Genomic DNA, 19,594 nt, shown 5'->3' with positions numbered 1-19,594 from the left:
ACGGCAAGGTGTCGGCTACGAACCTGACCCTGCTCTAGTCTTTCAGACTATTCCGAAGGCCGCCGTGATGTTGAAAACACGGTGGCCTTTGGTTTGTCTGTTGCCTGAAACGCCGTCCCTCGGGGCGGCGTTTTTTGTTTGGCGCGGGCGTGGTTGGAACGCTGCAGCGCTGCACAGACAAAAAAGCGCCCGCCGAAGCGGGCGCCCTGATGGGGTGGCTGGATAGGGGTCTCAGCGCACGCGGACGGAGACGATGTAATTGTCGAACCCGCCCAGCGAGGAGGCGCTGGTGGTGTAGGTGCGGCAGTTGCGATAATTGGCGTCCGAGCAGACCTGAACCCGCAGGCCATCGGGATTGTCGATCGAGGAGATGCGGTCGGCCCAGCCACGCAGGTCGCGGCTGCTCTGACCGGCTTCGAGACAGAAGCTGTCGCCGCGGAAGCGGGTGCGGTCAAAGAAGCAGACTTCGTCGTTGACGGGCCGGATTATCGGGCGCTGGGGCTGGTTGCCGATGCCGAAATTGATGGTTGGGCCATCGCCGTCGCCACCGATCTGGAAGCCGAAGGAAATGCCGGGCTGCGTCGGATGGACCGCACCGCCGCTGCCGGTGGCCAGGTAATTGGCCGAAACCCAGCCATCGGGGCCGGACTTTTCAATATAGCACCAGGAGCCCTGGCACTGGCGCACGTCAACCCGCTCGCCACGGCGCGCGGTATCGACCACACCATAGCTGGTGCCGGGGCCGGAGCGCACATTGACATTGGTGGTGACGGTGCCGGGCGCCGCATTGGCGGCGGGCAGGAAGACGACGACGGCAGTGGCGGCCACGGCCACGCCGGTGGCAATGTTGAGCAGCAGCTTACGGGTAGATCGGTTCATCTTATGCCTCCGCGTCACGCGCTGCCGCAGCCCACAATCGGGATCCTGCTGGATGAGCGCAGACTTAGTATTTGCTGAAGAAACGGACAGGGGAAGCAGAAAGTTCCCCGCCGGGCGAATTCGTTGAGTCGGTGTCGGTACTTAGCCGTCGGCAAATCGTGCCGGGCTGATTGATGGTCTCAATCAACACAGCTCAGATGAACCCTGGCTGAACGGCAGGAGCGGGCAGCGGCGGCTCAGTCCGCGATGGGGCGCTTGGTGCCATCCTCGTTCAGCGAGACATAGATGAAGCGCCCATCGGTGACCTTGACGCGCGCATCCACCCGATTGCGGCGGGCCCAGGCCTCGATGCCGATGGTGATCGAGGTGGTGCCGATCCGCTCGACGGTGGTGTAGACGCAGAGCACATCGCCGACCTTGACCGGGGCAATGAAGGTCATGGCCTCGACCGCGACGGTAACGACGCGTCCGGTGACGCGCTCCACAGCGGCGATGGCGCCGGCAATATCCATCTGGCTCATCACCCAGCCGCCAAAAATGTCGCCAGCCGGATTGGTATCGGCGGGCATGGCCAGGGTGCGGATGGTGAGGGCGCCATGGGGCTCAGTGGACGTCGGGGTCAATGTGCAGGTCCTTTCGCCGGCCAGCGGCCGATAGCTTCTTCCCAATGCTTGCGGCACAGCGAGATATAGACCGACTTTTCAATCGACACCTGTTCCCCCTGGGCCAGCACGCGGCCATCGGCGCTCTGGCGGACCACCATGGTGGCCTTGGCGCCGCATGCGCAGATGGTACGAATTTCCCGCAACACGTCGGCAATGGCAAGCAGTTCGGCCGAGCCCGGAAACAGCTTGCCCTGAAAGTCGGTGCGCAGGCCAAAGCACATGACCGGAATATTCAGGCGATCGGCGACGCGGGCCAGTTGCCAGACCTGTTCGGGGGTGAGGAACTGGGCCTCATCGACGAAGACGCAATCGACCTTGCCGGCTTCGAGATGCTCGCGCACTGCCTGATAAAGGTCATCATCGCCGGCATAGAGTTCGGCGGGTTCGGCAATGCCGATGCGCGAGGTGATCAGGCCAATGCCATCCTCGACGTAAAGGGCGGAGGTGAACAGCAGCGGGCGCATGCCGCGCTCGCGATAATTGTAGGCGCCCTGCAGCAGCAGGGTGGACTTGCCGGCATTCATGGCGGCGTAGGAGAAATAGAGCTTGGCCATTGGGGGGCGCTGTTCTCGCGAGTTGCGACGGGGTGGCTTAGGCAATAGACCGTGCCCGCGCGCGCAAGAAGCGTGCAAGCCAAACATCAACAGTTCATTGCGAGGCCACTATGTCCGATATCACCATTCGCGCCGCGCGTCAGGCCGATGCGGCGGCGCTCAAGCATCTGCTGGACCGGTCCTGGCGCACCCATTGGGGGCCGCATCTGGATGGCCCCGCCCTGGCGCGCTATGAAGCCGAGCAGCCGGCGGCGGGCTATGTGGATGGGTGCATCGAGGCCTTCAAGGTGGCCGAACGCGGCGGCGTGGTGGTGGGGATGTATCATCTGGATGGCGCCTGGCTGCATGCCATTCATGTCGACAGCTGGGCCATCGGCACGGGCGTGGGGCGGGCCCTGATGGATGCGGCCGAGGCGGAAGGGGCGCGGCAGCTGGAGGTGCGGGCCTTCAATAGCCGGGCGCGCGCTTTCTATCTGGCGCGGGGCTGGCTGGAAGCTGCTGAACACGCGGGCTCGGAAATGGGTACGCTGGTGCGCACCATTGTGATGGAGCGCGCCTAGCGGCGGCAAAAAAAGAGGCCGCCACGAGGGGCGACCTGAGCCGATCTCATCGGCAGGGGTGCAAGAGCCGGGGTTGGCGGCCGAGCTCTGCAAAATGCCGGGCGCGACGTTGGGGACGTGGGGCGCGGCAGTCCGGGCCATGTGGGGCAGGGCCGGGAACAGGTATGAGCTTATGGGGGGTGCATGACAGTGTCGTGACGCGGCTGTTCAGGCGGCGTTCAGGCTGGAAAAACCACTGTGGGAGCAGAATAATGCTGATCGGGAGACTGATGATGATGCGCAAGATGTTCGCCATGGCGGCTGGACTGGTGATGTTGGCCGGGGGAGCCGGGGCGGCGATTGCCTCGCCCAACGGGGTGTGGGAACTCGACAGCCGCGACACGCGCATCGCGCTGCAACTGTGCGGCGACGGTACGCAATTGTGCGGCACGCTGGTCTGGCTGTCCGACGTTGACTACAACAAGCAGTATGAGCGGTTTCTCAATTCGCCGGTGGCCAGCGCGATCAAGCAGACGGGGCCCAATCGCTGGAAGGGCGACATGCAATTGCTCGGTCACAAGATCAACGGCACCATCACCCAGCGCAGCGAGACGCAGATGACGCTGCAGGGCTGTGCGTTCCTGGTGGTGTGCAAGACCTATCAGATGTTCAAGGTCAGCGAATGACCGGTGTGACAGGATTTGCGCGCGCGGCGATGGTCAGTCTGGTTGGGCTGCTGAGTGTGCCGGCTGTTCTGGCGGCGTCGCCGGCCGGCATATGGGAAATCGAGATGAAGGATTCGCGCTACCGGGTGGAACTGTGTGGCGATAGCGGACAGGCGCTGTGCGGCACGCTGATCTGGCTGGGCAATGGGGCCGACAGCCCGGAGAACCTGCCCTATCTCAATACGCTGATGATCGACCATGCGCAGCCGAGCGGGCCCGGCACGTGGAAGGGCGACCTGCACCTTTATGGGCAGTCGGCAGCCGGAACGATCACCCAGGTCAGCGATGACCAGATCAGCCTGCAAGGCTGTGTGCTGGGCATCATCTGCAAGACCTACCAGATGTTTCGCTACGCCGAGTAGCGCCGCGCGCTAATTGGTATTGCGCGGGATGTGGGTGCGGCGGCGGGTCCAGAGCGGGGGCAGGGCTTCGACGGCGAGGATGGCCACAAAGATCAGCACGGCGCCGGCATAGCCGATGGGCGGCAGGCGCTCGCCCAGGATGATGGCGCCACCCAAGGCGGCAAACAGGCTCTCGGCCGACAGGATGATCGCGGCATTGGCGGGCGGCACATATTGCTGGCCGATGGCCTGGAAGGTGAAGGCCACGGCGGTCGAGAGCAGGCCGGTATAGGCCAGCTCCATCCAGCCGGACTGCAGGGCGCTGAAGTCGGGCTGTTCGAAGACGAAAGCACAGCCCAGCGCGAAGGCACCCGCCAGCAGAAAGCTGACAGCAGAGACGAAGATGGGCAGGCCGGTGAGGCGTGCCGCCTGGCCGAGCAGGATGACGTGCAGGGCCCAGAACACCGCGCCGATCACCATCAGCCCGTCGCCGGTATTGAAGCTGTCGAGGCCGCCGCCATTGAGGAAGTAGATGCCGATCAGCGCCAGCGGCACGCAGGCATAGATGATGGGATGGGGCCGGGTGCGGTAGATCAGGAAGCCCAGCACCGGCACGAAGAAGACGTAGAGCCCGGTCGGGAAGCCGGCATTGGTGACGGTGGTGGTAATCAGCCCGAACTGCTGCAGGGCCGAGCCGAGAAAAAAGACCAGGCTGACGGCGCCGATCAGCCACCAATGGTTCGTGGTGAGGGGGGCGGGGCGCCTGCGGCGCTCAAGCAAAGCCAGGGGCAAGACGGCGAGGCCGCCGATCAGGTAGCGCAGGCCGGAAAAAGTCAGCGGGCCCATGGAATCCATGGCCGATTTCTGGGCGATAAAGGCCAGGCCCCAAAGCATGGTGCAGATCAGAAGGAGCAGGGCGGCGAGGGGACGGGACATTTTTGGTCTCAATGGGGGGCGGTTTATGTGGGAGATGCCTCAGTCGACACCCTCCCCCTTGCGGGGAGGGTCAGGGAGGGGGACGGATAGCCGCGGTATCGGGGCTCTCGCACCCCCTCCCAACCTCCCCCGTCAAGGGGGAGGTGTTGCCCGGTGGTTGGGGCAAGGCTGTCTTGCTACTTCAGCTCAGCATCCAAAGCCGCAATGAGCTGCTGAATCTCTTCGGGCGTGGTGTAGTGGGTGAAGGAGAGGCGCAGGACGCCGTGATTGGGGTCGATGCCGAGCGCTTCGAGCAGGCGCCAGGCATAGAAATGCCCGCCACCGGCCATGATGCCGTGCCTGGCCAGCCGGGCCGCGACAGCGCCGCCCGGTTCGTCCAGAGCCAGCGCGATGGTGGGCGCGCGCAGGGTGGGGTCGGCCGGGCCGATCAGGCGGGCGCTGTTCTTGCGCTGCAGATAATCCAGCAAAGGCGCGGCAAGGGCGATTTCCTGGGCGCGCATGGCGGCGTGGGCGCGGCGGAATGGATCGGCGCCTGCAACGCTGTCGCCGGCGATTTCGGCGACGGTTTCGAGATAATCGGCAATGCCGGCAGCCGCCGCGATCTGGGCGTGGTCGGGACCGGCGGGGGTGAGGCGATAGCGCAGCTTGGCGTCGTTGAAGAAATGGCCCTGATTGGGCAGCGCCATGGCGAGGTCTGGGCGCACTGCCATGATCCCCTGATGGGGGCCAAACACCTTGTAGGCGGAGAAGAAATAGATATCGACGCCCAGCGCGGCCAGATCGGGCAGGCCATGGGGGGCGTAGCTGACGCCATCGATGATGGTGAGGGCGCCGACGGCCCTGGCGCGGGCAGCAATCTCGGCCACCGGATTGATTTCGCCGACGACATTGGAGCAGTGCGGGGCGGCGACGAAGCGGACTTTTGCGTCGAGCAGGGCGTCGAGCGCGTCCAGCGACAGGCGGCCGGTCTGGCCGTCGACGGCCCATTGGCGCACCTCGATGCCCAGGCTGGCGAGTTTGCGCCAGGCGCCGGTATTGGCCTCGTGGTCCTGATTGGTGACGATGATGGCGTCGCCAGGCTTGAGATATTCACCGAAGGCCTTGCCCAGCACATAGGTATTGGCCGAGGAGGAGGGGCCGAAATGGATCCAGTCGCTGGACACGTTCAGCGCCTGGGCGATGCGGGCATAGCTCAGATCCATTGCCGCGCCGGCGGCCTGGGAGGCCGGGTAGACGCCATAGGGCTGCAGCTTGGTGGCGCGATAGTAATGGTCAAGCCGGGTGAGCACGGCATTGGCGGTGTAGGCGCCGCCGGCGTTCTCGAAAAAGGCATGACCCTGCAGCGATGGCTCGGCAAAGGCGGGGAACTGGGCGCGGATACGGGCCGGATCAAGGGGCAGGGCGGTCATGGGAAGGGTCCAATCGGATGGTGTCCGATTGGTAGAGCAAGCCCCGACAAAAGCAAACCCCGGCTGTTGAGAGCCGGGGTTCTCGTCCACGGCCCGGGGGAGCCGCGGCGTGGTGCGATGCCCGGATACCGGAGATCGCGTGGTCGGCCGCAGAACCCGCCCGAAGTTGGGTCTGCAGCCGATCTGAACGGAATCAGCGGCCCTGGCGCTGACCGCGATGGCCCTGTTCGTACTGGCCGGAATTGCCCATTTGGCCCATCTGGCCCTTCTGGCCCATGCCGCCCCGCTCGCCGCGCTGGGGCATCAGACTGGTCTTCTGCTCATCGGTGAGGCTGTCAAAGAAAGCGGTCAGCGATGGCTGCACGGCCTCGAGGGCAGCGAGCCTGGCCTTCTCGAAGGCAATGCGGTTGGTGAAGGCTTCGCCCATGTCGGGACGCTCAGCTGCTGTTCCGGCTGCCGGCGCGGCGGGGCGCAGGCCGTCGACGGCGGTCGAGAAGCTATTGGCGGCGGCCAGCGCGTCGGTCTTGAGGGTATCATACAGCGCCTGCTGGTCAGCGGTCATGTCGATGGCGTGGCTGAGGCGGACGAGGGCAATTTCAATGCCTTCGGCACCGCGCTCAAAGCCGATCATGCCACCCATGCCGCGCTGCCCACCATGGCGCTGGCCAGCATCCTGGCGCTGGCCCATATTGCCCTTGCCCTGAAACTGTTCCTGGGCAGCAGGTGCGGTGGGTGCGGCAGTCTGGGCGAATGAAGGCGCGATGGCGGAAAGGCCGAGGGCGGCGGTGGTCAGAGCGATGATGGCTGTGGTCTGGAGGGTCTTCATCACGAGTTTTCCTTTGCATGGGAGCCGAAACTTGTCCGGTCTGAAAGGAACCTACAGCGTGCTGCCTCTTCGCGACCTTGCGGCTGCATGAACAGTTTGTCACCTTGGTAAGGTGGAGGCGCACCATGATTGCGATCGTTACCGACCCAATGCCGAGCGATGATGAGCTACGCGCCCTGTGGCTGGTGGCATGGGGCAATGGCGGCCCGGTGAGTTTCCAGCCCATTCTGGCGCGCGGACTGGCCCATGTCGGGGCGTTGGATCAGCAGAGATTGGTCGGCTTCGTCAATGTGGCGTGGGACGGCGGCAGCCACGCGTTCATTCTCGATACCTGCGTCGACCCGCAATATCGGCGGCGCGGCATCGGGCTGCAGCTGGTGGAGCGTGCAATCGAGACGGCCAGAGCGCGCGGTGCCGAATGGCTGCATGTCGATTTTGAGCCGCAGCTGGAAGGGTTTTATCGGGCCGCCGGGTTTGGACCGACGGCGGCAGGGTTGATCCGGTTGCAGTGAGCGCGGCCCCGCCAGCGAGCGATCAACGCGGGCGCCAGGCGAGCAGGCGCATGGCGTTGAGGGTGACGAGGACGGTGGCGCCGGTATCGGCGAGAATGGCGGGCCAGAGGCCGGTTATGCCGACGATGGTGGTGACCAGGAACACCGCCTTGAGCCCGAGCGAGACCGCGATGTTCTGCCAGATATTGGCCATGGTGGCGTTGGACAGGCCGATCATGGCGGCGATGTCGGTGACGCGGCCATGCAGGATGGCAGCGTCGGCGGTTTCCAGCGCCACATCGGTGCCGCCGCCCATGGCGATGCCGATATCGGCCGCGGCCAGGGCCGGCGCGTCATTGATACCGTCGCCGATCTTGGCGACGAATTGGCCCTGCGCCTGCAGTTCGCGCACAATGGCCTGCTTGTCCTGCGGCAGGAGGCCGGCGCGGACAGCTATGCCCAGATCGGCGCCGATTGCCGCAGCGGTGCGGGCGTTGTCGCCGGTCAGCATGATGACGTCAATGTTGATGGCCTTGAGGGCGTCAATGCCTGATCTGGCGTCGGCCCGGGGCTCGTCGCGCATGGCGAGGATGCCGATAAGGGTGCTGTCGGTCAGCAAAAGCGAGACGGTCTTGCCCTGATCGGTGAGGGCATCGATGCGCGCGCGCGGCTCGGGCGCAAGGGTCAGTTGCTCGGCGGCGGCGCTGGCGGAGAACAGGAAGTACTCGGCGCCGCCGACCGTGCCGGCGACCCCCTTGCCGGCAATGGCACGGGCGGCAGCAGCGGGCGGAACCGGGACCTTGTCGGCGCCCGCACGGGCGAGAATGGCCAGGGCGAGGGGATGGCTGGAGCCGGTTTCCAATGCTGCGGCGAGCGAGAGGATGTCGGCTTCATCCCGGCCGAGGGCCACAATGTCGGTCAGCCTGGGCTTGCCTTCGGTCAGCGTGCCGGTCTTGTCGAGCGCGACGGTGGTGATGGTGCGCAGGCCTTCGAGCACGGCGCCGCCCTTGAGCAGCAGGCCGCGACGGGCGCCAGCCGATAGCGCGGCGGCAATGGCGGCGGGGGTGGAGATCACCAGGGCGCAGGGGCAGCCAATGAGCAGGACGGCGAGGCCCTTGTAGATCCACTGGTCCCAGGGCTGGCCCAGCAGCAAGGGCGGCACCATGGCGACCAGCGCGCCGACGACGAGAACGCCGGGGGTATAGTAGCGCGAAAAGCGGTCAATGAAGCGGGCGGTGGGGGCCTTGGACTCCTGGGCCTCCTCGACCAACTGCACGATGCGCGAAATGGTGTTGTCGCTGGCCGTGGCGGTGACGCGGATCTGCAGCACGGCATCGGTATTGATGGTGCCGGCGAACACGGCATCGCCGGGCTGCTTGCTGGTGGGCACGCTTTCGCCGGTGACCGGGGCCTCGTCGATGGCGCTGTGGCCGGCAATGATCTCGCCATCGGCAGGGATGCGGTCGCCGGGGCGGACCATGATGATGGCGTTGAGGGCCAGGCTGGCGGCAGGGACTTCGGTGGTGCTGTCACCTTCAATCAGAAAGGCGGTCTTGGGCACCAGATCGGCCAGGCCCTTGATCGAGGCGCGGGCGCGACTGGCGGCGACGCCTTCGAGCAATTCGCCGACCAGGAACAGCAGCACCACCATGGCAGCTTCTTCGGTGGCGCCGATGAAGACCGCACCGATGGCAGCAATGCTCATCAGCGTTTCGATGGAAAAGGGCGAGCCGGCCCTGGCGCCGGCAATGGCGCGGCGGCCGATGGGAATCAGACCCACCAGCAAGGCGAGCAGAAAGGCTTCGTGCCCGATGGACGGAATGAACAGGCCGACCAGATAGGCAGCCAGCAGCGCGGTGCCGCAGGACAGGGCCAACAGGGCCTTGGGGGTTTTCCACCAGGGCCCGTCGCCGAGCTCGAAATGGTCATGCGCGGCGCCGCCGGCATGGTCAGGGTCGCCCGCCGGCGGGCGCGGCGCGGCGCCATCTTCGACCAGTTCATAGCCGAGCGGCTTGATGGCCTGCTGGATGGCGGCGAAGGAAACATCGTCATGCACGACATTGAGGGTGCCGGCAGTGTAGCTGGCGCCAACCTCGGAAACGCCGGGAATGCGGCTGACGGCGGTCTCGATCTTGAGGGCGCAAGCGCCGCAATCCATGCCGCCGACCCGGTATTTCGTCTTGATTGTGTCAGCCATGCCGCATCCTTCCGCTCTTCATATAGGCATGCTAACTTCTCTAGCCACTAGAGGAGCAAGCGGAATATGGACAGGCGCCGCAACAGAACGCGACAACGCGCCGCCCCGGAGGACAGCGCGTTGCCAATGACACTGGCGGTAGCCGCCGGGCTGTTATTGCGTGGGGGTGCGCAGCTGGAAGCCGGTGATGCCGACAGCGACATTGATGCCGGTCTGGCCCTGCACGCTGAGCGGCTGCAGCATGAAGCCCTCGCTGGAGCCACCGACCAGGGCATTGGCGCCGACACCCAGGCCCATCGACGCTTCAGCGCTGACGCCGACATATTCGCCAGCCAGGGAGCCGGGCGCGTAGGCATCGGTGCTGGGGGCAAGCACCAGCCACTGGATCACCGATTCCTCGGTGAAGCCGATATCAAGGCCGACCTTGTTGACCGTACCGTAATAGACTTCGGTGGGTTCGCTGGCCTCGGCATCGTAATAGCTGCAGATGGCGTCCTTGGACGAGCCGAGGATCAGGCCAATGCCGCCCTCGACCGTGCATTCCAGTCGGCCGATTTCGACATTTTCCTGGGCGTAGGCCGCTGTCGACAGCAGGGCAGTGGCAGCGAGTATGGTTGCGGACATCAGTTTCATTTGAGTACTCCTAAGCAGGCTCAACTCGTGGGCCTGCTGCAGGTTCCGCCAGGCGGTCGGTCCTGGCCGATAGCGACAAATAGGCCGCAGTTGCGGCAGTGAGGAATATCATGGGTTTTCCCATCGGAGAGCTGTCACGCCAGACGGACGTCAAGGTCCCGACCATTCGCTATTACGAGCAGATCGGTCTGCTGCCGGAGGCGCCGCGCAGCGAGGGCAATCGGCGGCTGTATGGTAAAGCCGAGGTCGAGCGGCTGCGGTTCATTCGCCATTCGCGCGAGCTGGGCTTTGAGATCGAGGATATCCGCGAGCTGCTGGGCATGGCGGCGCAGCCGCAGTCATCGTGCCATCAGGTCGACAGCATTGCGCAGAACCACCTCAAGGAGATCGAGCGGCGCATTGCCAGCCTGACCGCGCTCAAGAGCGAGCTCAGCCGGATGGTGGAAGAGTGCGGGCATGGAAGAGTGTGCGATTGCCGGATCATCGAGGCGCTGGCCGATCACAGCCAGTGCCAGAGCGAGCATTAGGGTGCTGCGGCCGGCCGATGGTCGGCTTCAGGCAAAGCTGCCGGCGATGTCCCTGGCGACTTCACCCAGATTGTCGTTGAGCTGATGGTCGCGCCCGGCCAGGCGACGGACCACGGCGTGCGGCATCGCCTTGGCGTAGAGGTCGAGATGGCTGGCGGGCGTGGTGGTATCGTCGCTGCCGCGATAGAGAAAGACCCTGGTATCGCCGAGCGGCGCGGCCCAGTCTGGCGCCACCTCGACATCGGCACTGGACCAGCCGCCGGGGCCGATAAAGGGCGGCGCTATCAGGCATAGTGCAGCGATGACCTGCAACAGTCCTGGATGGCGGGCCAGCGTGTGCACGAGGATGGTGCCGCCGACCGAGTGTCCCACCACAACGAGGGACGGACCCAGGAGGGCGATCCCGTGCATGATGGCGTCGCCCCAGGCGGCGAATTCCGGGTCGTCTTCGTGGGGCATATTCGGATAGTGCAGGCAATAGCCGCGCCCGAGTGCCTGCTCGAGGCTGGCGACGAGCTTGTTGTCCCATTGTGCATGGGTTCCGGCGCCGCCACCCTGAATGAACAGGACCGGCCGATCTGTTTGAGCAGCGTTCAACGCGCACCTCTCCCCAATGGCATCGTCATCTCCCGATCGATATCCGCACCCGTCAGACATGGATCGATGATGCGTGCAGACCGCAGGCGGTGCCACATCGGGCGCCGTCGCAGGATAAGGCTAAAGCTAAAGCGGGCAGAGGCGCGGGGCAAGATGGCCGCGCCATGGCGCTGTTCGGCATGGCCCGAGCAGTGTCCGGCGGCGAGATGCTAGGCGTAGCTGACCCAGCCGCGGATGGTCAGTCCGGCATAGAACAGGGTCACATCGGAAAATCCGGTCTCGCGCAGCATGGCTTCGTCGTCCTCGGGCGACAGGATACAGAGCTTGCTGGCGATGGCCTGCTTTGCCTGCTCCACATTGGCCGGGGCGGTATCGGCAAAGCCGACATGGCGGGCAATCCATTGCGAGCGTTCCGGCTCGGTCTGGGGAAAGCTGATATGGGCGAGGACCAGCGGCGCGCCGGGCAGCAGGCGGGCATGGAGCTGCAGCAGGGTTTCGAAGCGTTGCTCGCGCGGCACAAAGTGCAGGGTGAGCAGACAGACAGCGCCGTCGAACGGCCCCTTTGGTGCGGTGTCGATATAGCCTTCGTGCAGCGCGATGCGGGCCGCGTGCTGGGCCGTGAGGTGTTCGGCACTGCGCAACATGTCGGCGGAAGGATCAATGCCGTCAAAGGACCAGCCGGCATGATCGTCGGCCAATGCCTTGAGTTCGAGACCGCCGCCAGCGCCGAGCACCAGAATCCGCCCGTGTTCGGGCACGCGCTCGGCCAGCAGCATCGAGGTCATGCGATGCAGTCCGGCCAGGCCGGGGACCTGTCTGGCCGCGCCCTCGGCATAGGTCCTGGCATGGTTCGCGTTAAAAGCGGTACTGCTGGCGGGCCCGGGGGGCGAAGCGAGTTGCTTGGTCATGCCCCTTAAAGTGCTTGGCGCAGCCTTGGGCTGTCAAGGCTGATTTCGGTTGCGCGCTGGTGACAACAAAAAAGGCAGCGCCCGAAAGCGCTGCCTGCCGTGTGGTATCGTTGTGATGTCGATCAGGCCGCCAGCTCACCGGCCGGAGAGGGCGTGTGGCGGGCCAGGGCGCGGATCACCTGCTTGGCGGTGATACTGCCGATCTGCACGCCGTTCTCGTCCTGCACGCCAACCCATTCATGCTCGGCAAACAGGGGCAATACGTCTTCGCAGCGCGCGTCCTGCGGCACCAGAATGTCACAGCGCTCGCCGGCGCCCCTGGTCATGATCGAGCGCACATGGATGGCGCGGGCCTTGTTCACTTCGCGCACGAAGTCCTCGATATGCTCATTGGCGGGACGCAGCACGATATCTTCGGGCTTGCCTTCCTGCTGCAGGGCACCATCCTTGAGCACGGCGATGCGGTCGCCGATCTTGAGGGCCTCGTCGAAGTCGTGGGTGATGAACAGGATGGTCTTGCCCAGCGATTTCTGCAGCTCGATGAGCTGATCCTGCATGCCCGAGCGGATCAGTGGATCAAGCGCCGAGAAGGCTTCGTCCATCAGGATGATGTCGGTATCCATGGCGAGCGCCCGGGCCAGGCCCACACGCTGCTGCTGGCCACCCGAAAGCTGGCGCGGCTGGCTATTCTCATAGCCCGACAGGCCCACCGTTTCGATCCACTTGGCGGCGGTGGCCAGGCGTTCCTGCTTGCCGACGCCACGGACTTCGAGGCCATAGGCGACATTGTCGATGACCGAACGGTGCGGCAGCAGGCCGAACTTCTGGAACACCATGGCGATCTGGGTGCGGCGGAAGGTGCGCAACTCGTCCAGGCTCATCTTCACCACGTCGGCACCATTGACGACGATCTCGCCGGCGGTGGGGTCGATGAGGCGATTGACGTGGCGGATCAGCGTGGACTTGCCGGAACCCGACAGGCCCATGACCACGAAGATCTGTCCCTTGGCGATGTCGAGCGAGACATTGTCGAGGCCAACGACATGATTGGTCTCGGCCTGCACTTCGGCCTTGGACTTGCCGGAGCGCAGCAGCGCCAGGGCACTCTGTGGATCGTCGCCGAAGATCTTGGTGACGCCACGCATGGCAATGGCCAGCTCGGGATTGATGGTTGTGTCAGACATTAGCGCGCCTCCGCCAGGCCGATACGGGCCTGCAATTGTTTGCCGAAGGCCTGAGTGACCCGGTCAAAGATGATGGCCAGGGCAACAATGCCCAGACCGGCGAACAGACCGCGGCTGACTTCAAGACGACCAATACCCTGCAGCACCTGATAGCCAAGGCCACCGGCGCCGATCATCGAGGCAATCACCACCATGGAGAGCGCCATCATCGTGGTCTGGTTCACACCAGCCAGAATGGTGGGCAGGGCCAGCGGGATCTGCACGCCGAGCAGGCGCTGGCGTGGATTGGTGCCGAAGGCGCGGCTGGCTTCCATGACGGCCGGATCGACCGAGCGCAGGCCCAGATCGGTCAGGCGCACCAAAGGCGGGGAGGCATAGATGATAGTGGCGATCAGCGCCGGGATCTTGCCCGGACCAAAGATCATCACCGTGGGGATGAGATAGACGAAACTGGGCAGGGTCTGCATCAGATCGAGCAGCGGGGTGATGGATTTGCGCACATTGAGCGAGCGGCTCATCCAGACGCCGACCGGAATGGCCAGCACGATGGCGGTCAGCGTGGCCGCGATCATCAGGGCCATGGTGGCCATGGCGTCTTCCCACAGATCCATGACGCCCAGGAACAACAGGGCCACCAAGACGACAGCGGGCAGCTTCCAGTTGCGGGTGGAGAGCCAGGCAACACCAACCAGAATGGCGATGATCAGCCACCAGGGGGTGGCAATCAGCAGGTTCTCGATGCTCTTGAGCAGCATCAGCAGGGGATGGGCCGCAGCCTCGAAGCCGCCGCCCCAGTGGCGCACGATCCAGTTGAGGGCGTCATCGACGGCGCGGCGCAGCGGGCGGGTATCAATAATTTCTGGAAACACGGTTTTTCTCTCTCGTGTGGAGGGATGGCGCGCGATGCCGGAAGGCGATGACTGCGCATTCGGGCATCACGCGGAAAACGGCCGGGTCGTAACCCGGCCGTATCGGCTTGTTGGCAGACGCGGCGCCTAGCTCAGGTTGGCGCGCACCTTGTCTGCGACTTCAGCGGGAACCCAACCGGTCCAGACATCTTCCTTGGTCTTGAGGAAGTTGACGGCAGTGGCTTCGGCATCCGCCTGGTTTTCATCGCCATAGACCAGCAGTTCGCTGATCTCGGCATTGGTCAAGCCGACCTTGGAGAAGTACTCGGCAACGGCCGGTGCTTCGTCCTGCAGCCAGGCGGCAGCACCAACGATGGCAGGCGAAGACGGATAGGCGGTTATGCCGGCCGGCTCGTCGCAATCGGGATTTGTGTTGCAGGCGTAAACCTCAGGCTTGATTTCACCCATGTCCAGGGCGACGGCATCGAACTTGCCGAGAATGGCCGTGGGACCCCAATAGTAGAACAGGATGGGCTCTTCACGGGTAAAGGCGCGTGCAATCGAGGCATCGAGCGCACCGCCCGAACCGGGGGAGAACAGGTTCCAGTTCTCTTCCATGTCATAGGCTTCAAACAGCGCGCCGGTGGCCAGTTCGCAACCCCAGCCCGGTGGGCAGGTATAAAGGCGGCCCTTGCTGGAATCCTCGGGGTCGGCAAAGACCTGCGGATTGGCAATGGCTGTCTCAGCCGAGGTGATTTCGGGGTTGGCCTCCTGCGTGTAGCGCGGAATGAACCAGCCCTCCACGGTGCCATCGCTGATGGCGTCGCCAAGAGCGACGGTGGTGCCGTCGCTGAGGGCGGCGTCCCACTGTTCCTGAACGGTACTGGTCCAGAGTTCAGGCGCGACAGCGGGCGAACCGCGCGTCACCATGGAACTGGTGGTGGGAACGGTGTCGCCGGTGACGATCTCGACATTGCAGTCGAAGCCGGCGTCGAGCACCTTGGCGTGAATGTGGGCCAAAACGGCCGCAGAGGGCCAGGTGAATTCGGCAATATCAATGGTGCGGTCTGTGCCGCAGGTGACAGCGTCTTGGGCAAAGGCAGGCGAAGAGGCTGCAGCCATAAAGGCAATAGCAATCGCGGCGGCGGCGCCACCGGTTTTCAGCATCATGTGGATATGCTCCATGTCATTTAGTGAGGGCGAAACATATAACCATAGTTGATTGCTGTCAAATCGGCAGTTACTTTGACGTATGCTGTAATAATCAAGAAAAACAACTCATGTACTAGCTGCGCTGCATTGATATCCATCTATTGATGGTCATTTTTCTATCGATTTCAGAAGTGGTTGATCTGGTGGGTGATTGTTTGCAAGAAAAGAAATTCTTAGACATGGCATTATGCGCGAAAAACGGCGGGATTCCGGCGGAATTGTGCGGGTCGGGCGAGGCGGGTGATGGGTGCCGCTAGACTTGCGGCGCGGCGGACGGCAGCCGAGCCCGCGCCCAAAAGGCGTCGCAGCGCCTCCGGGTCAGTCTGGTGCTGACCGCAGATGGTGACTGCGAGGGCGTGGATGTCGGTCTGGTGGGGATGAACGACGCTGTGGGACGATCATGGATGATCTGGGCCGGCACGATCTGCCAAGGCGATGGGAAAGGTGACCGGTCGCCGGGCGTAGGGTCGATGGGCAGGCAAGACCAACGGGTCCCGTGCAGAGGGAGCCCGTTTTGTTTGTCGGCGAATGCTAGCTGGAAATGTACTCGCGCAGTTCGGCGGCTTCGCGCTCGGCATCCTCGATCTTGAACTTGACGACGTCGCCAATCGAGATGATGCCGATCAAGGCGCCATTTTCGGTCACCGGCATGTGGCGGATGCGGCGGCGGGTCATGCGCTCCATCACCTCGGCAATGGGCGTGTCGCGCTCACAGGTGACGACGCCACGGGTCATGCATTCGGCGATCGGCAGCGCCAATGTCGTGCTCGCATCTGTGCCGAGGCGGCGAACAATGTCGCGCTCGGAGAGAATGCCGGCAACGGCGTTGTCGGCCCCGGTGATCACCACGGCGCCAATATTGTGGGCGTTGAGCTGGGTCACGGCATCGGCCAGCGAACTGGTATCGGGCAGGGTGTAAACCTGCGCGCCCTTGGTTTGAAGGATGGTGTCAACACGCATTGTTCAGTCCTCCTCTTTGAGCCAGTCTGGACCGCCGCAGCGCCGGGAGCAAGGGGCGCCTGAGCGGATCACCGGCCTATAAAAAAAGGGGCCAGCACGCGCTGGCCCCATTGAGTGGTCAGGGAGAAAAGGAGGTCAGCCCTCGTTGTGGCCGGGCGACCAGTAGCGCCGCACGGGCTTGCGCTTGGGGGCCTGGGCCGGGAGGGCGCCGCGCAAGGCAAATCGCGCGGCTTCAAACAGCATGGCCAGCACCAACAGGGTCAGCGGGATCATGAACACCATGATCTGGGTGTCGGGACTGGTTGCCAGCGTTGCAGCACTGGCCGGTGACACGCCAACCAGCACGGCGGCGGTGGCGCCGACGGTGATCAGGGCCGCCGAGACGGTCCCATAGAGGCCGAAAGTTCTACGCTTGGAGGACGTCACTTCTTGCATGGGATCAACGTCGCTCCTTGATTGACAGTGCAGCCACTAAGCCATGCGAATGCGGTTCGAGTTGGGACTGATGTTGGCGGGTGCGGTACCATTTGGGGGCAAAACTGTGGCAGCGCGGGCATGGGTACCAGCAGGCGGGCGACGAAATCGTGCGCGCCCGCTTGCCGCCGGACCGGGCACCCCCTATCAGTTACGCCCGGGTTTTGCTGGAGTTGCTGCACATGGGGTTCTTGTCTGACGCATTGGCGCGCGTGGCGCCGTCCGCGACGGTGGCGATCAGCCAGAAGGCGCGCGTCATGGCGCAGGAGGGCCGCGACATCATCGCGCTGTCGGCCGGAGAGCCCGATTTCGATACCCCGCTGCATGTGCGCGAAGCCGCCAAGGCGGCGATGGACGCGGGCAAGACGCGCTACACCAATGTCGATGGCATCCCCGAACTGAAGGAAGCGGTGGCGGCCAAGTTCCGGCGCGACAACGGGCTCGATGTCACCGCGGCGGACTGCTTCGTGTCCTCGGGCGGCAAGCAGATCATTTTCAACGCCATGCTGGCGACGCTGAACCCGGGCGATGAAGTGGTGGTGCCGGTGCCCTATTGGGTGAGCTATCCCGAAATCGTGCGGCTGTGTGGCGCCGAGCCGGTGTTTGCGGTGGCCGATGCCTCCACCGGCTTCAAGCTGTCGCCGGCGGTGCTGGAGGCGGCGATCACGCCCAGGACCAAGTGGCTGATCCTCAACACCCCGTCCAACCCGACCGGCGCGGCCTATAGCGCCGCCGAGCTCAAGGAGCTGGCCGCGGTGCTGCTGCGCCACCCGCATGTGCACATTCTGACCGACGATATCTATGAAGTGCTGGTCTATGATGGCGGCAGCTTTGCCACTATCGCCCAGGTCGAGCCCAGGCTGCAGCCGCGCACGCTGACGATGAATGGCGTGTCCAAGTCGCATGCCATGACCGGCTGGCGCATCGGCTATTGCACCGGGCCCCGCGATTTGCTGGCAGCGATGACCAAGCTGCAGGGGCAATCGACGTCGAACCCGACATCGATCTCGCAATGGGCGGCGGTGGAAGCACTGAACGGGCCGCAGGATTTTCTCGCCGAGTGGCGGCAGGTGTTTCAGGCGCGGCGCGACATGGTGGTCAAGGGGCTGAACGCCAATACCGGGCTGGACTGTCTGACGCCGGCCGGGGCGTTTTACGTGTTTCCATCCTGCCAGCGGCTCCTGGGCAAGACCAGCGCCGGTGGCGTCGTGCTGAGCACGGATGAGGATTTCGTCATGGCGCTGCTCGAGGAAACCGGGGTGGCGCTGGTGCATGGCACCGCGTTTGGCCTGCCGGGGCATTTCCGCCTCAGCTATGCGGCCAGCAATGCAGAACTGGAGGAGGCGATCAAACGCATCCAGGGGTTCTGCGCGGGGATAGCGTAGGGTCGGCTTTTTGGGCGCAAGATCGTCTTACGAGCACCGGGTGGCACCTCCCCCTTCACGGGGGAGGTTGGGAGGGGGTGCGAGAGCCCCTATATCGGGGGCATCCGTCCCCCTCCCTGTCCCTCCCCGCAAGGGGGGAGGGTGACGACTGAAAAATGGGGGCTTCGCCCGCCCTATTTCCCCATCCAGCTCATGAAACCGGTGCTGTCGCCGCCGGCTTCGGCGAACATCTGGGTCAGCTTGCTGGTGCTTTCATAGCTGGCGACGGCGGTCTGGTAGAACTGGTCGCTCCAGCCGGCAGCCTGGCGTTCCTCGGCACTCATCGAGGAGTAGATCGAGATGATGTTCTGGGAAAAGGCGGTGGGGTCGCTGGATTTGGCGGCGCTGTGAAAGCCGGCGAGCAGGGCGGCGCCCGATTTGCTGCGCAGGGCCGCCTTGGCCTCGGCGCTTTCGGCGGCCGAGAACTTGTCGTCGGTATTGAGCGCGATGGCCGACAGGGTGCGGCTGGCAAGGCCCGATATGTCGATATAGGTGCCGACGGTGGTCTTGCTGTTGAAGGTGGGCGCCTTGCCGTTGGCAATGGCATCGGCATAGAGCGTATCGAGCGACTTGCGCGCACTGCTGGCGACGTCGGCAATATCCTGTTGCTGCTGGGCGGCACCCGCATCGACCAGCGCCAGATAGAGCTGGACCGGATCCTCGTCGCCGGTATCGGGCAGGGTTTTGGGATCACTCTGGAGCTGTTTGATACCCTCGGTGATCGCGGCGCGACCGGCGATCCAGTCGGCACCGGCCTTTTCCTCATCGCCCAGACTATCGAGATAGGCTGCGGCGGCCTTGTACAGCGCCGTGAAATTGCCGGTGACCTGGGCGACGCCGGCGGGACCCGAGAGCGCGTTCTCGAAGCGGCGCTGCATTTCAAGACCGGCGGCAGCCTGCTCATCGCTGGTGAAGCTGTCATCGCTGGCCATGGCGAACAGTTCACGCTGGTCCAGGCTCGATAGATCGACGGCCAGCTTGCCGGTTTCCAGCGGTGTGCTGCGCCCGGCCTCGGTCAGCAATGCCGCCAGTTTGGCATGGGCTTCGGCCAGCACGGTGGCAAAGTCCTTGGCGGCCAGGGCGGCCTGCGCTTCGCTGGACAGGGTGACCGAGGTGGCCGCGCTGTCATCTGTTGTCGGGGTGCTGCTGGCGGCGGCAGCGGTGGTGGCCGGTTTGGCGGCCTGGCTATAGGCGGTGGTGTAGCTGGTACTGGGGTAAGCGGCGCTGACGGCAACCATGCTGGCCTCCTGCAAATGATGTGCAGA

Annotated in this window: 22 protein-coding genes; 6 read left to right on the top strand and 16 right to left on the bottom strand. The window is 64.4% G+C overall.

The features are described 5' to 3' along the window. Positions 1-231 precede the first annotated feature (231 nt). From Q8O80_RS19290 to Q8O80_RS19280, 3 genes are all read right to left on the bottom strand, one after another. Positions 232-879, bottom strand: coding sequence for an SH3 domain-containing protein (locus tag Q8O80_RS19290; RefSeq protein WP_305582317.1), 648 nt, complete (start codon positions 877-879; stop codon positions 232-234). A gap of 236 nt (positions 880-1,115) precedes the next feature. Further along, positions 1,116-1,448, bottom strand: coding sequence for an acyl-CoA thioesterase (locus Q8O80_RS19285; RefSeq protein ID WP_305582321.1), 333 nt, complete (start codon positions 1,446-1,448; stop codon positions 1,116-1,118). 50 nt (positions 1,449-1,498) lie between these two features. Then, positions 1,499-2,098 carry a thymidine kinase gene (locus Q8O80_RS19280; RefSeq protein WP_305582315.1) on the bottom strand — a complete coding sequence of 200 codons (600 nt, stop codon included), beginning with the start codon at positions 2,096-2,098 and terminating at the stop codon, positions 1,499-1,501. Between the two features lie 110 nt (positions 2,099-2,208). Here Q8O80_RS19280 and Q8O80_RS19275 point away from each other — a divergent pair, with 110 nt between their 5' ends. The 3 genes from Q8O80_RS19275 to Q8O80_RS19265 all read left to right on the top strand — a co-directional run bounded on the left by Q8O80_RS19275 (position 2,209) and on the right by Q8O80_RS19265 (position 3,724). Next, positions 2,209-2,658, top strand: a complete 450-nt coding sequence (locus Q8O80_RS19275) for a GNAT family N-acetyltransferase (RefSeq protein ID WP_305582313.1) — start codon at positions 2,209-2,211, stop codon at positions 2,656-2,658. Between the two features lie 251 nt (positions 2,659-2,909). Further along, on the top strand, positions 2,910-3,323 hold the full coding sequence (locus tag Q8O80_RS19270) for a hypothetical protein (RefSeq protein WP_305582310.1): 414 nt from the start codon (positions 2,910-2,912) through the stop codon (positions 3,321-3,323). Next, complete coding sequence (locus Q8O80_RS19265; RefSeq protein WP_305582308.1) at positions 3,320-3,724, top strand: DUF2147 domain-containing protein; 405 nt, start codon at positions 3,320-3,322, stop codon at positions 3,722-3,724. Before Q8O80_RS19270 ends, Q8O80_RS19265 begins: the two co-directional genes overlap by 4 nt. 9 nt (positions 3,725-3,733) lie before the next feature. Here the strand turns inward: Q8O80_RS19265 and Q8O80_RS19260 are convergent, their stop codons facing one another. The 3 genes from Q8O80_RS19260 to Q8O80_RS19250 all read right to left on the bottom strand — a co-directional run bounded on the left by Q8O80_RS19260 (position 3,734) and on the right by Q8O80_RS19250 (position 6,874). Further along, positions 3,734-4,639: a DMT family transporter gene (locus Q8O80_RS19260; RefSeq protein WP_305582306.1), complete on the bottom strand. Its 906-nt coding sequence runs from the start codon at positions 4,637-4,639 to the stop codon at positions 3,734-3,736. Positions 4,640-4,815: 176 nt separating this feature from the next. Then, positions 4,816-6,048 (bottom strand): aminotransferase class V-fold PLP-dependent enzyme, encoded by a 1,233-nt coding sequence (locus Q8O80_RS19255; RefSeq protein WP_305582304.1) that lies wholly within the window; start codon positions 6,046-6,048, stop codon positions 4,816-4,818. Positions 6,049-6,241: 193 nt separating this feature from the next. Next, positions 6,242-6,874, bottom strand: a complete 633-nt coding sequence (locus Q8O80_RS19250; protein WP_305582302.1) for a Spy/CpxP family protein refolding chaperone — start codon at positions 6,872-6,874, stop codon at positions 6,242-6,244. A 125-nt stretch (positions 6,875-6,999) separates the two neighbouring features. Here Q8O80_RS19250 and Q8O80_RS19245 point away from each other — a divergent pair, with 125 nt between their 5' ends. Next, positions 7,000-7,386: a GNAT family N-acetyltransferase gene (locus Q8O80_RS19245; RefSeq protein WP_305582300.1), complete on the top strand. Its 387-nt coding sequence runs from the start codon at positions 7,000-7,002 to the stop codon at positions 7,384-7,386. Between the two features lie 22 nt (positions 7,387-7,408). Here Q8O80_RS19245 and Q8O80_RS19240 read toward each other — a convergent pair whose 3' ends face one another. After that, complete coding sequence (locus tag Q8O80_RS19240) at positions 7,409-9,562, bottom strand: heavy metal translocating P-type ATPase (protein ID WP_305582298.1); 2,154 nt, start codon at positions 9,560-9,562, stop codon at positions 7,409-7,411. A 153-nt stretch (positions 9,563-9,715) separates the two neighbouring features. Further along, positions 9,716-10,195 carry a DUF992 domain-containing protein gene (locus tag Q8O80_RS19235; RefSeq protein ID WP_371136239.1) on the bottom strand — a complete coding sequence of 160 codons (480 nt, stop codon included), beginning with the start codon at positions 10,193-10,195 and terminating at the stop codon, positions 9,716-9,718. A 110-nt stretch (positions 10,196-10,305) separates the two neighbouring features. Here Q8O80_RS19235 and Q8O80_RS19230 point away from each other — a divergent pair, with 110 nt between their 5' ends. Next, positions 10,306-10,722, top strand: coding sequence for a helix-turn-helix domain-containing protein (locus Q8O80_RS19230; RefSeq protein WP_305582296.1), 417 nt, complete (start codon positions 10,306-10,308; stop codon positions 10,720-10,722). A gap of 27 nt (positions 10,723-10,749) precedes the next feature. On the opposite strand, the gene Q8O80_RS19225 is transcribed toward Q8O80_RS19230, so the two are convergent. The 7 genes from Q8O80_RS19225 to Q8O80_RS19195 form a co-directional block, all read right to left on the bottom strand. Then, on the bottom strand, positions 10,750-11,319 hold the full coding sequence (locus Q8O80_RS19225) for an alpha/beta fold hydrolase (protein ID WP_305582294.1): 570 nt from the start codon (positions 11,317-11,319) through the stop codon (positions 10,750-10,752). A gap of 209 nt (positions 11,320-11,528) precedes the next feature. Further along, positions 11,529-12,227: a bifunctional 2-polyprenyl-6-hydroxyphenol methylase/3-demethylubiquinol 3-O-methyltransferase UbiG gene (locus Q8O80_RS19220; protein ID WP_305582292.1), complete on the bottom strand. Its 699-nt coding sequence runs from the start codon at positions 12,225-12,227 to the stop codon at positions 11,529-11,531. A 122-nt stretch (positions 12,228-12,349) separates the two neighbouring features. After that, complete coding sequence (locus Q8O80_RS19215; RefSeq protein ID WP_305582290.1) at positions 12,350-13,411, bottom strand: glycine betaine/L-proline ABC transporter ATP-binding protein; 1,062 nt, start codon at positions 13,409-13,411, stop codon at positions 12,350-12,352. Beyond that, positions 13,411-14,280 (bottom strand): proline/glycine betaine ABC transporter permease, encoded by an 870-nt coding sequence (locus tag Q8O80_RS19210; protein ID WP_305582288.1) that lies wholly within the window; start codon positions 14,278-14,280, stop codon positions 13,411-13,413. The genes Q8O80_RS19215 and Q8O80_RS19210 overlap by 1 nt, the downstream gene beginning before the upstream one ends. 126 nt (positions 14,281-14,406) lie before the next feature. Then, complete coding sequence (locus tag Q8O80_RS19205) at positions 14,407-15,429, bottom strand: glycine betaine ABC transporter substrate-binding protein (protein ID WP_305582286.1); 1,023 nt, start codon at positions 15,427-15,429, stop codon at positions 14,407-14,409. A gap of 573 nt (positions 15,430-16,002) precedes the next feature. Beyond that, positions 16,003-16,431 carry a CBS domain-containing protein gene (locus tag Q8O80_RS19200; protein ID WP_305582284.1) on the bottom strand — a complete coding sequence of 143 codons (429 nt, stop codon included), beginning with the start codon at positions 16,429-16,431 and terminating at the stop codon, positions 16,003-16,005. A 135-nt stretch (positions 16,432-16,566) separates the two neighbouring features. Next, complete coding sequence (locus Q8O80_RS19195) at positions 16,567-16,866, bottom strand: hypothetical protein (RefSeq protein ID WP_305582282.1); 300 nt, start codon at positions 16,864-16,866, stop codon at positions 16,567-16,569. 221 nt (positions 16,867-17,087) lie between these two features. On the opposite strand from Q8O80_RS19195, the gene Q8O80_RS19190 reads away from it, so the two are divergent. Further along, the gene (locus tag Q8O80_RS19190; RefSeq protein ID WP_305582280.1) at positions 17,088-18,290 is read left to right on the top strand and encodes a pyridoxal phosphate-dependent aminotransferase; all 1,203 of its coding nucleotides are present in this window, start codon (positions 17,088-17,090) and stop codon (positions 18,288-18,290) included. A 173-nt stretch (positions 18,291-18,463) separates the two neighbouring features. On the opposite strand, the gene Q8O80_RS19185 is transcribed toward Q8O80_RS19190, so the two are convergent. Further along, the gene (locus tag Q8O80_RS19185) at positions 18,464-19,567 is read right to left on the bottom strand and encodes a hypothetical protein (protein ID WP_305582278.1); all 1,104 of its coding nucleotides are present in this window, start codon (positions 19,565-19,567) and stop codon (positions 18,464-18,466) included. Between the last annotated feature and the right edge of the window lie 27 nt (positions 19,568-19,594).

This window comes from Devosia sp. (genome assembly GCF_030689745.1).
Taxonomy (GTDB): Bacteria; Pseudomonadota; Alphaproteobacteria; order Rhizobiales; family Devosiaceae; genus Devosia; species Devosia alba.
The sequence above is the reverse complement of the archived record's forward strand: the minus strand, read 5'-3'. Positions and strand labels throughout refer to the sequence as shown.

Coding starts and splice junctions, on each gene's coding strand:
- Q8O80_RS19270 (WP_305582310.1), top strand. CDS start 2,910: ATGCTGATCGGGAGACTGATGATGATGCGCAAGATGTTCGCCATGGCG.
- Q8O80_RS19200 (WP_305582284.1), bottom strand. CDS start 16,431: ATGCGTGTTGACACCATCCTTCAAACCAAGGGCGCGCAGGTTTACACC.
- Q8O80_RS19235 (WP_371136239.1), bottom strand. CDS start 10,195: ATGAAACTGATGTCCGCAACCATACTCGCTGCCACTGCCCTGCTGTCG.
- Q8O80_RS19275 (WP_305582313.1), top strand. CDS start 2,209: ATGTCCGATATCACCATTCGCGCCGCGCGTCAGGCCGATGCGGCGGCG.
- Q8O80_RS19230 (WP_305582296.1), top strand. CDS start 10,306: ATGGGTTTTCCCATCGGAGAGCTGTCACGCCAGACGGACGTCAAGGTC.
- Q8O80_RS19280 (WP_305582315.1), bottom strand. CDS start 2,098: ATGGCCAAGCTCTATTTCTCCTACGCCGCCATGAATGCCGGCAAGTCC.
- Q8O80_RS19240 (WP_305582298.1), bottom strand. CDS start 9,562: ATGGCTGACACAATCAAGACGAAATACCGGGTCGGCGGCATGGATTGC.
- Q8O80_RS19190 (WP_305582280.1), top strand. CDS start 17,088: ATGGGGTTCTTGTCTGACGCATTGGCGCGCGTGGCGCCGTCCGCGACG.
- Q8O80_RS19205 (WP_305582286.1), bottom strand. CDS start 15,429: ATGATGCTGAAAACCGGTGGCGCCGCCGCCGCGATTGCTATTGCCTTT.
- Q8O80_RS19245 (WP_305582300.1), top strand. CDS start 7,000: ATGATTGCGATCGTTACCGACCCAATGCCGAGCGATGATGAGCTACGC.
- Q8O80_RS19255 (WP_305582304.1), bottom strand. CDS start 6,048: ATGACCGCCCTGCCCCTTGATCCGGCCCGTATCCGCGCCCAGTTCCCC.
- Q8O80_RS19250 (WP_305582302.1), bottom strand. CDS start 6,874: ATGAAGACCCTCCAGACCACAGCCATCATCGCTCTGACCACCGCCGCC.
- Q8O80_RS19215 (WP_305582290.1), bottom strand. CDS start 13,411: ATGTCTGACACAACCATCAATCCCGAGCTGGCCATTGCCATGCGTGGC.
- Q8O80_RS19265 (WP_305582308.1), top strand. CDS start 3,320: ATGACCGGTGTGACAGGATTTGCGCGCGCGGCGATGGTCAGTCTGGTT.
- Q8O80_RS19260 (WP_305582306.1), bottom strand. CDS start 4,639: ATGTCCCGTCCCCTCGCCGCCCTGCTCCTTCTGATCTGCACCATGCTT.
- Q8O80_RS19195 (WP_305582282.1), bottom strand. CDS start 16,866: ATGCAAGAAGTGACGTCCTCCAAGCGTAGAACTTTCGGCCTCTATGGG.
- Q8O80_RS19220 (WP_305582292.1), bottom strand. CDS start 12,227: ATGACCAAGCAACTCGCTTCGCCCCCCGGGCCCGCCAGCAGTACCGCT.
- Q8O80_RS19290 (WP_305582317.1), bottom strand. CDS start 879: ATGAACCGATCTACCCGTAAGCTGCTGCTCAACATTGCCACCGGCGTG.
- Q8O80_RS19185 (WP_305582278.1), bottom strand. CDS start 19,567: ATGGTTGCCGTCAGCGCCGCTTACCCCAGTACCAGCTACACCACCGCC.
- Q8O80_RS19285 (WP_305582321.1), bottom strand. CDS start 1,448: ATGCCCGCCGATACCAATCCGGCTGGCGACATTTTTGGCGGCTGGGTG.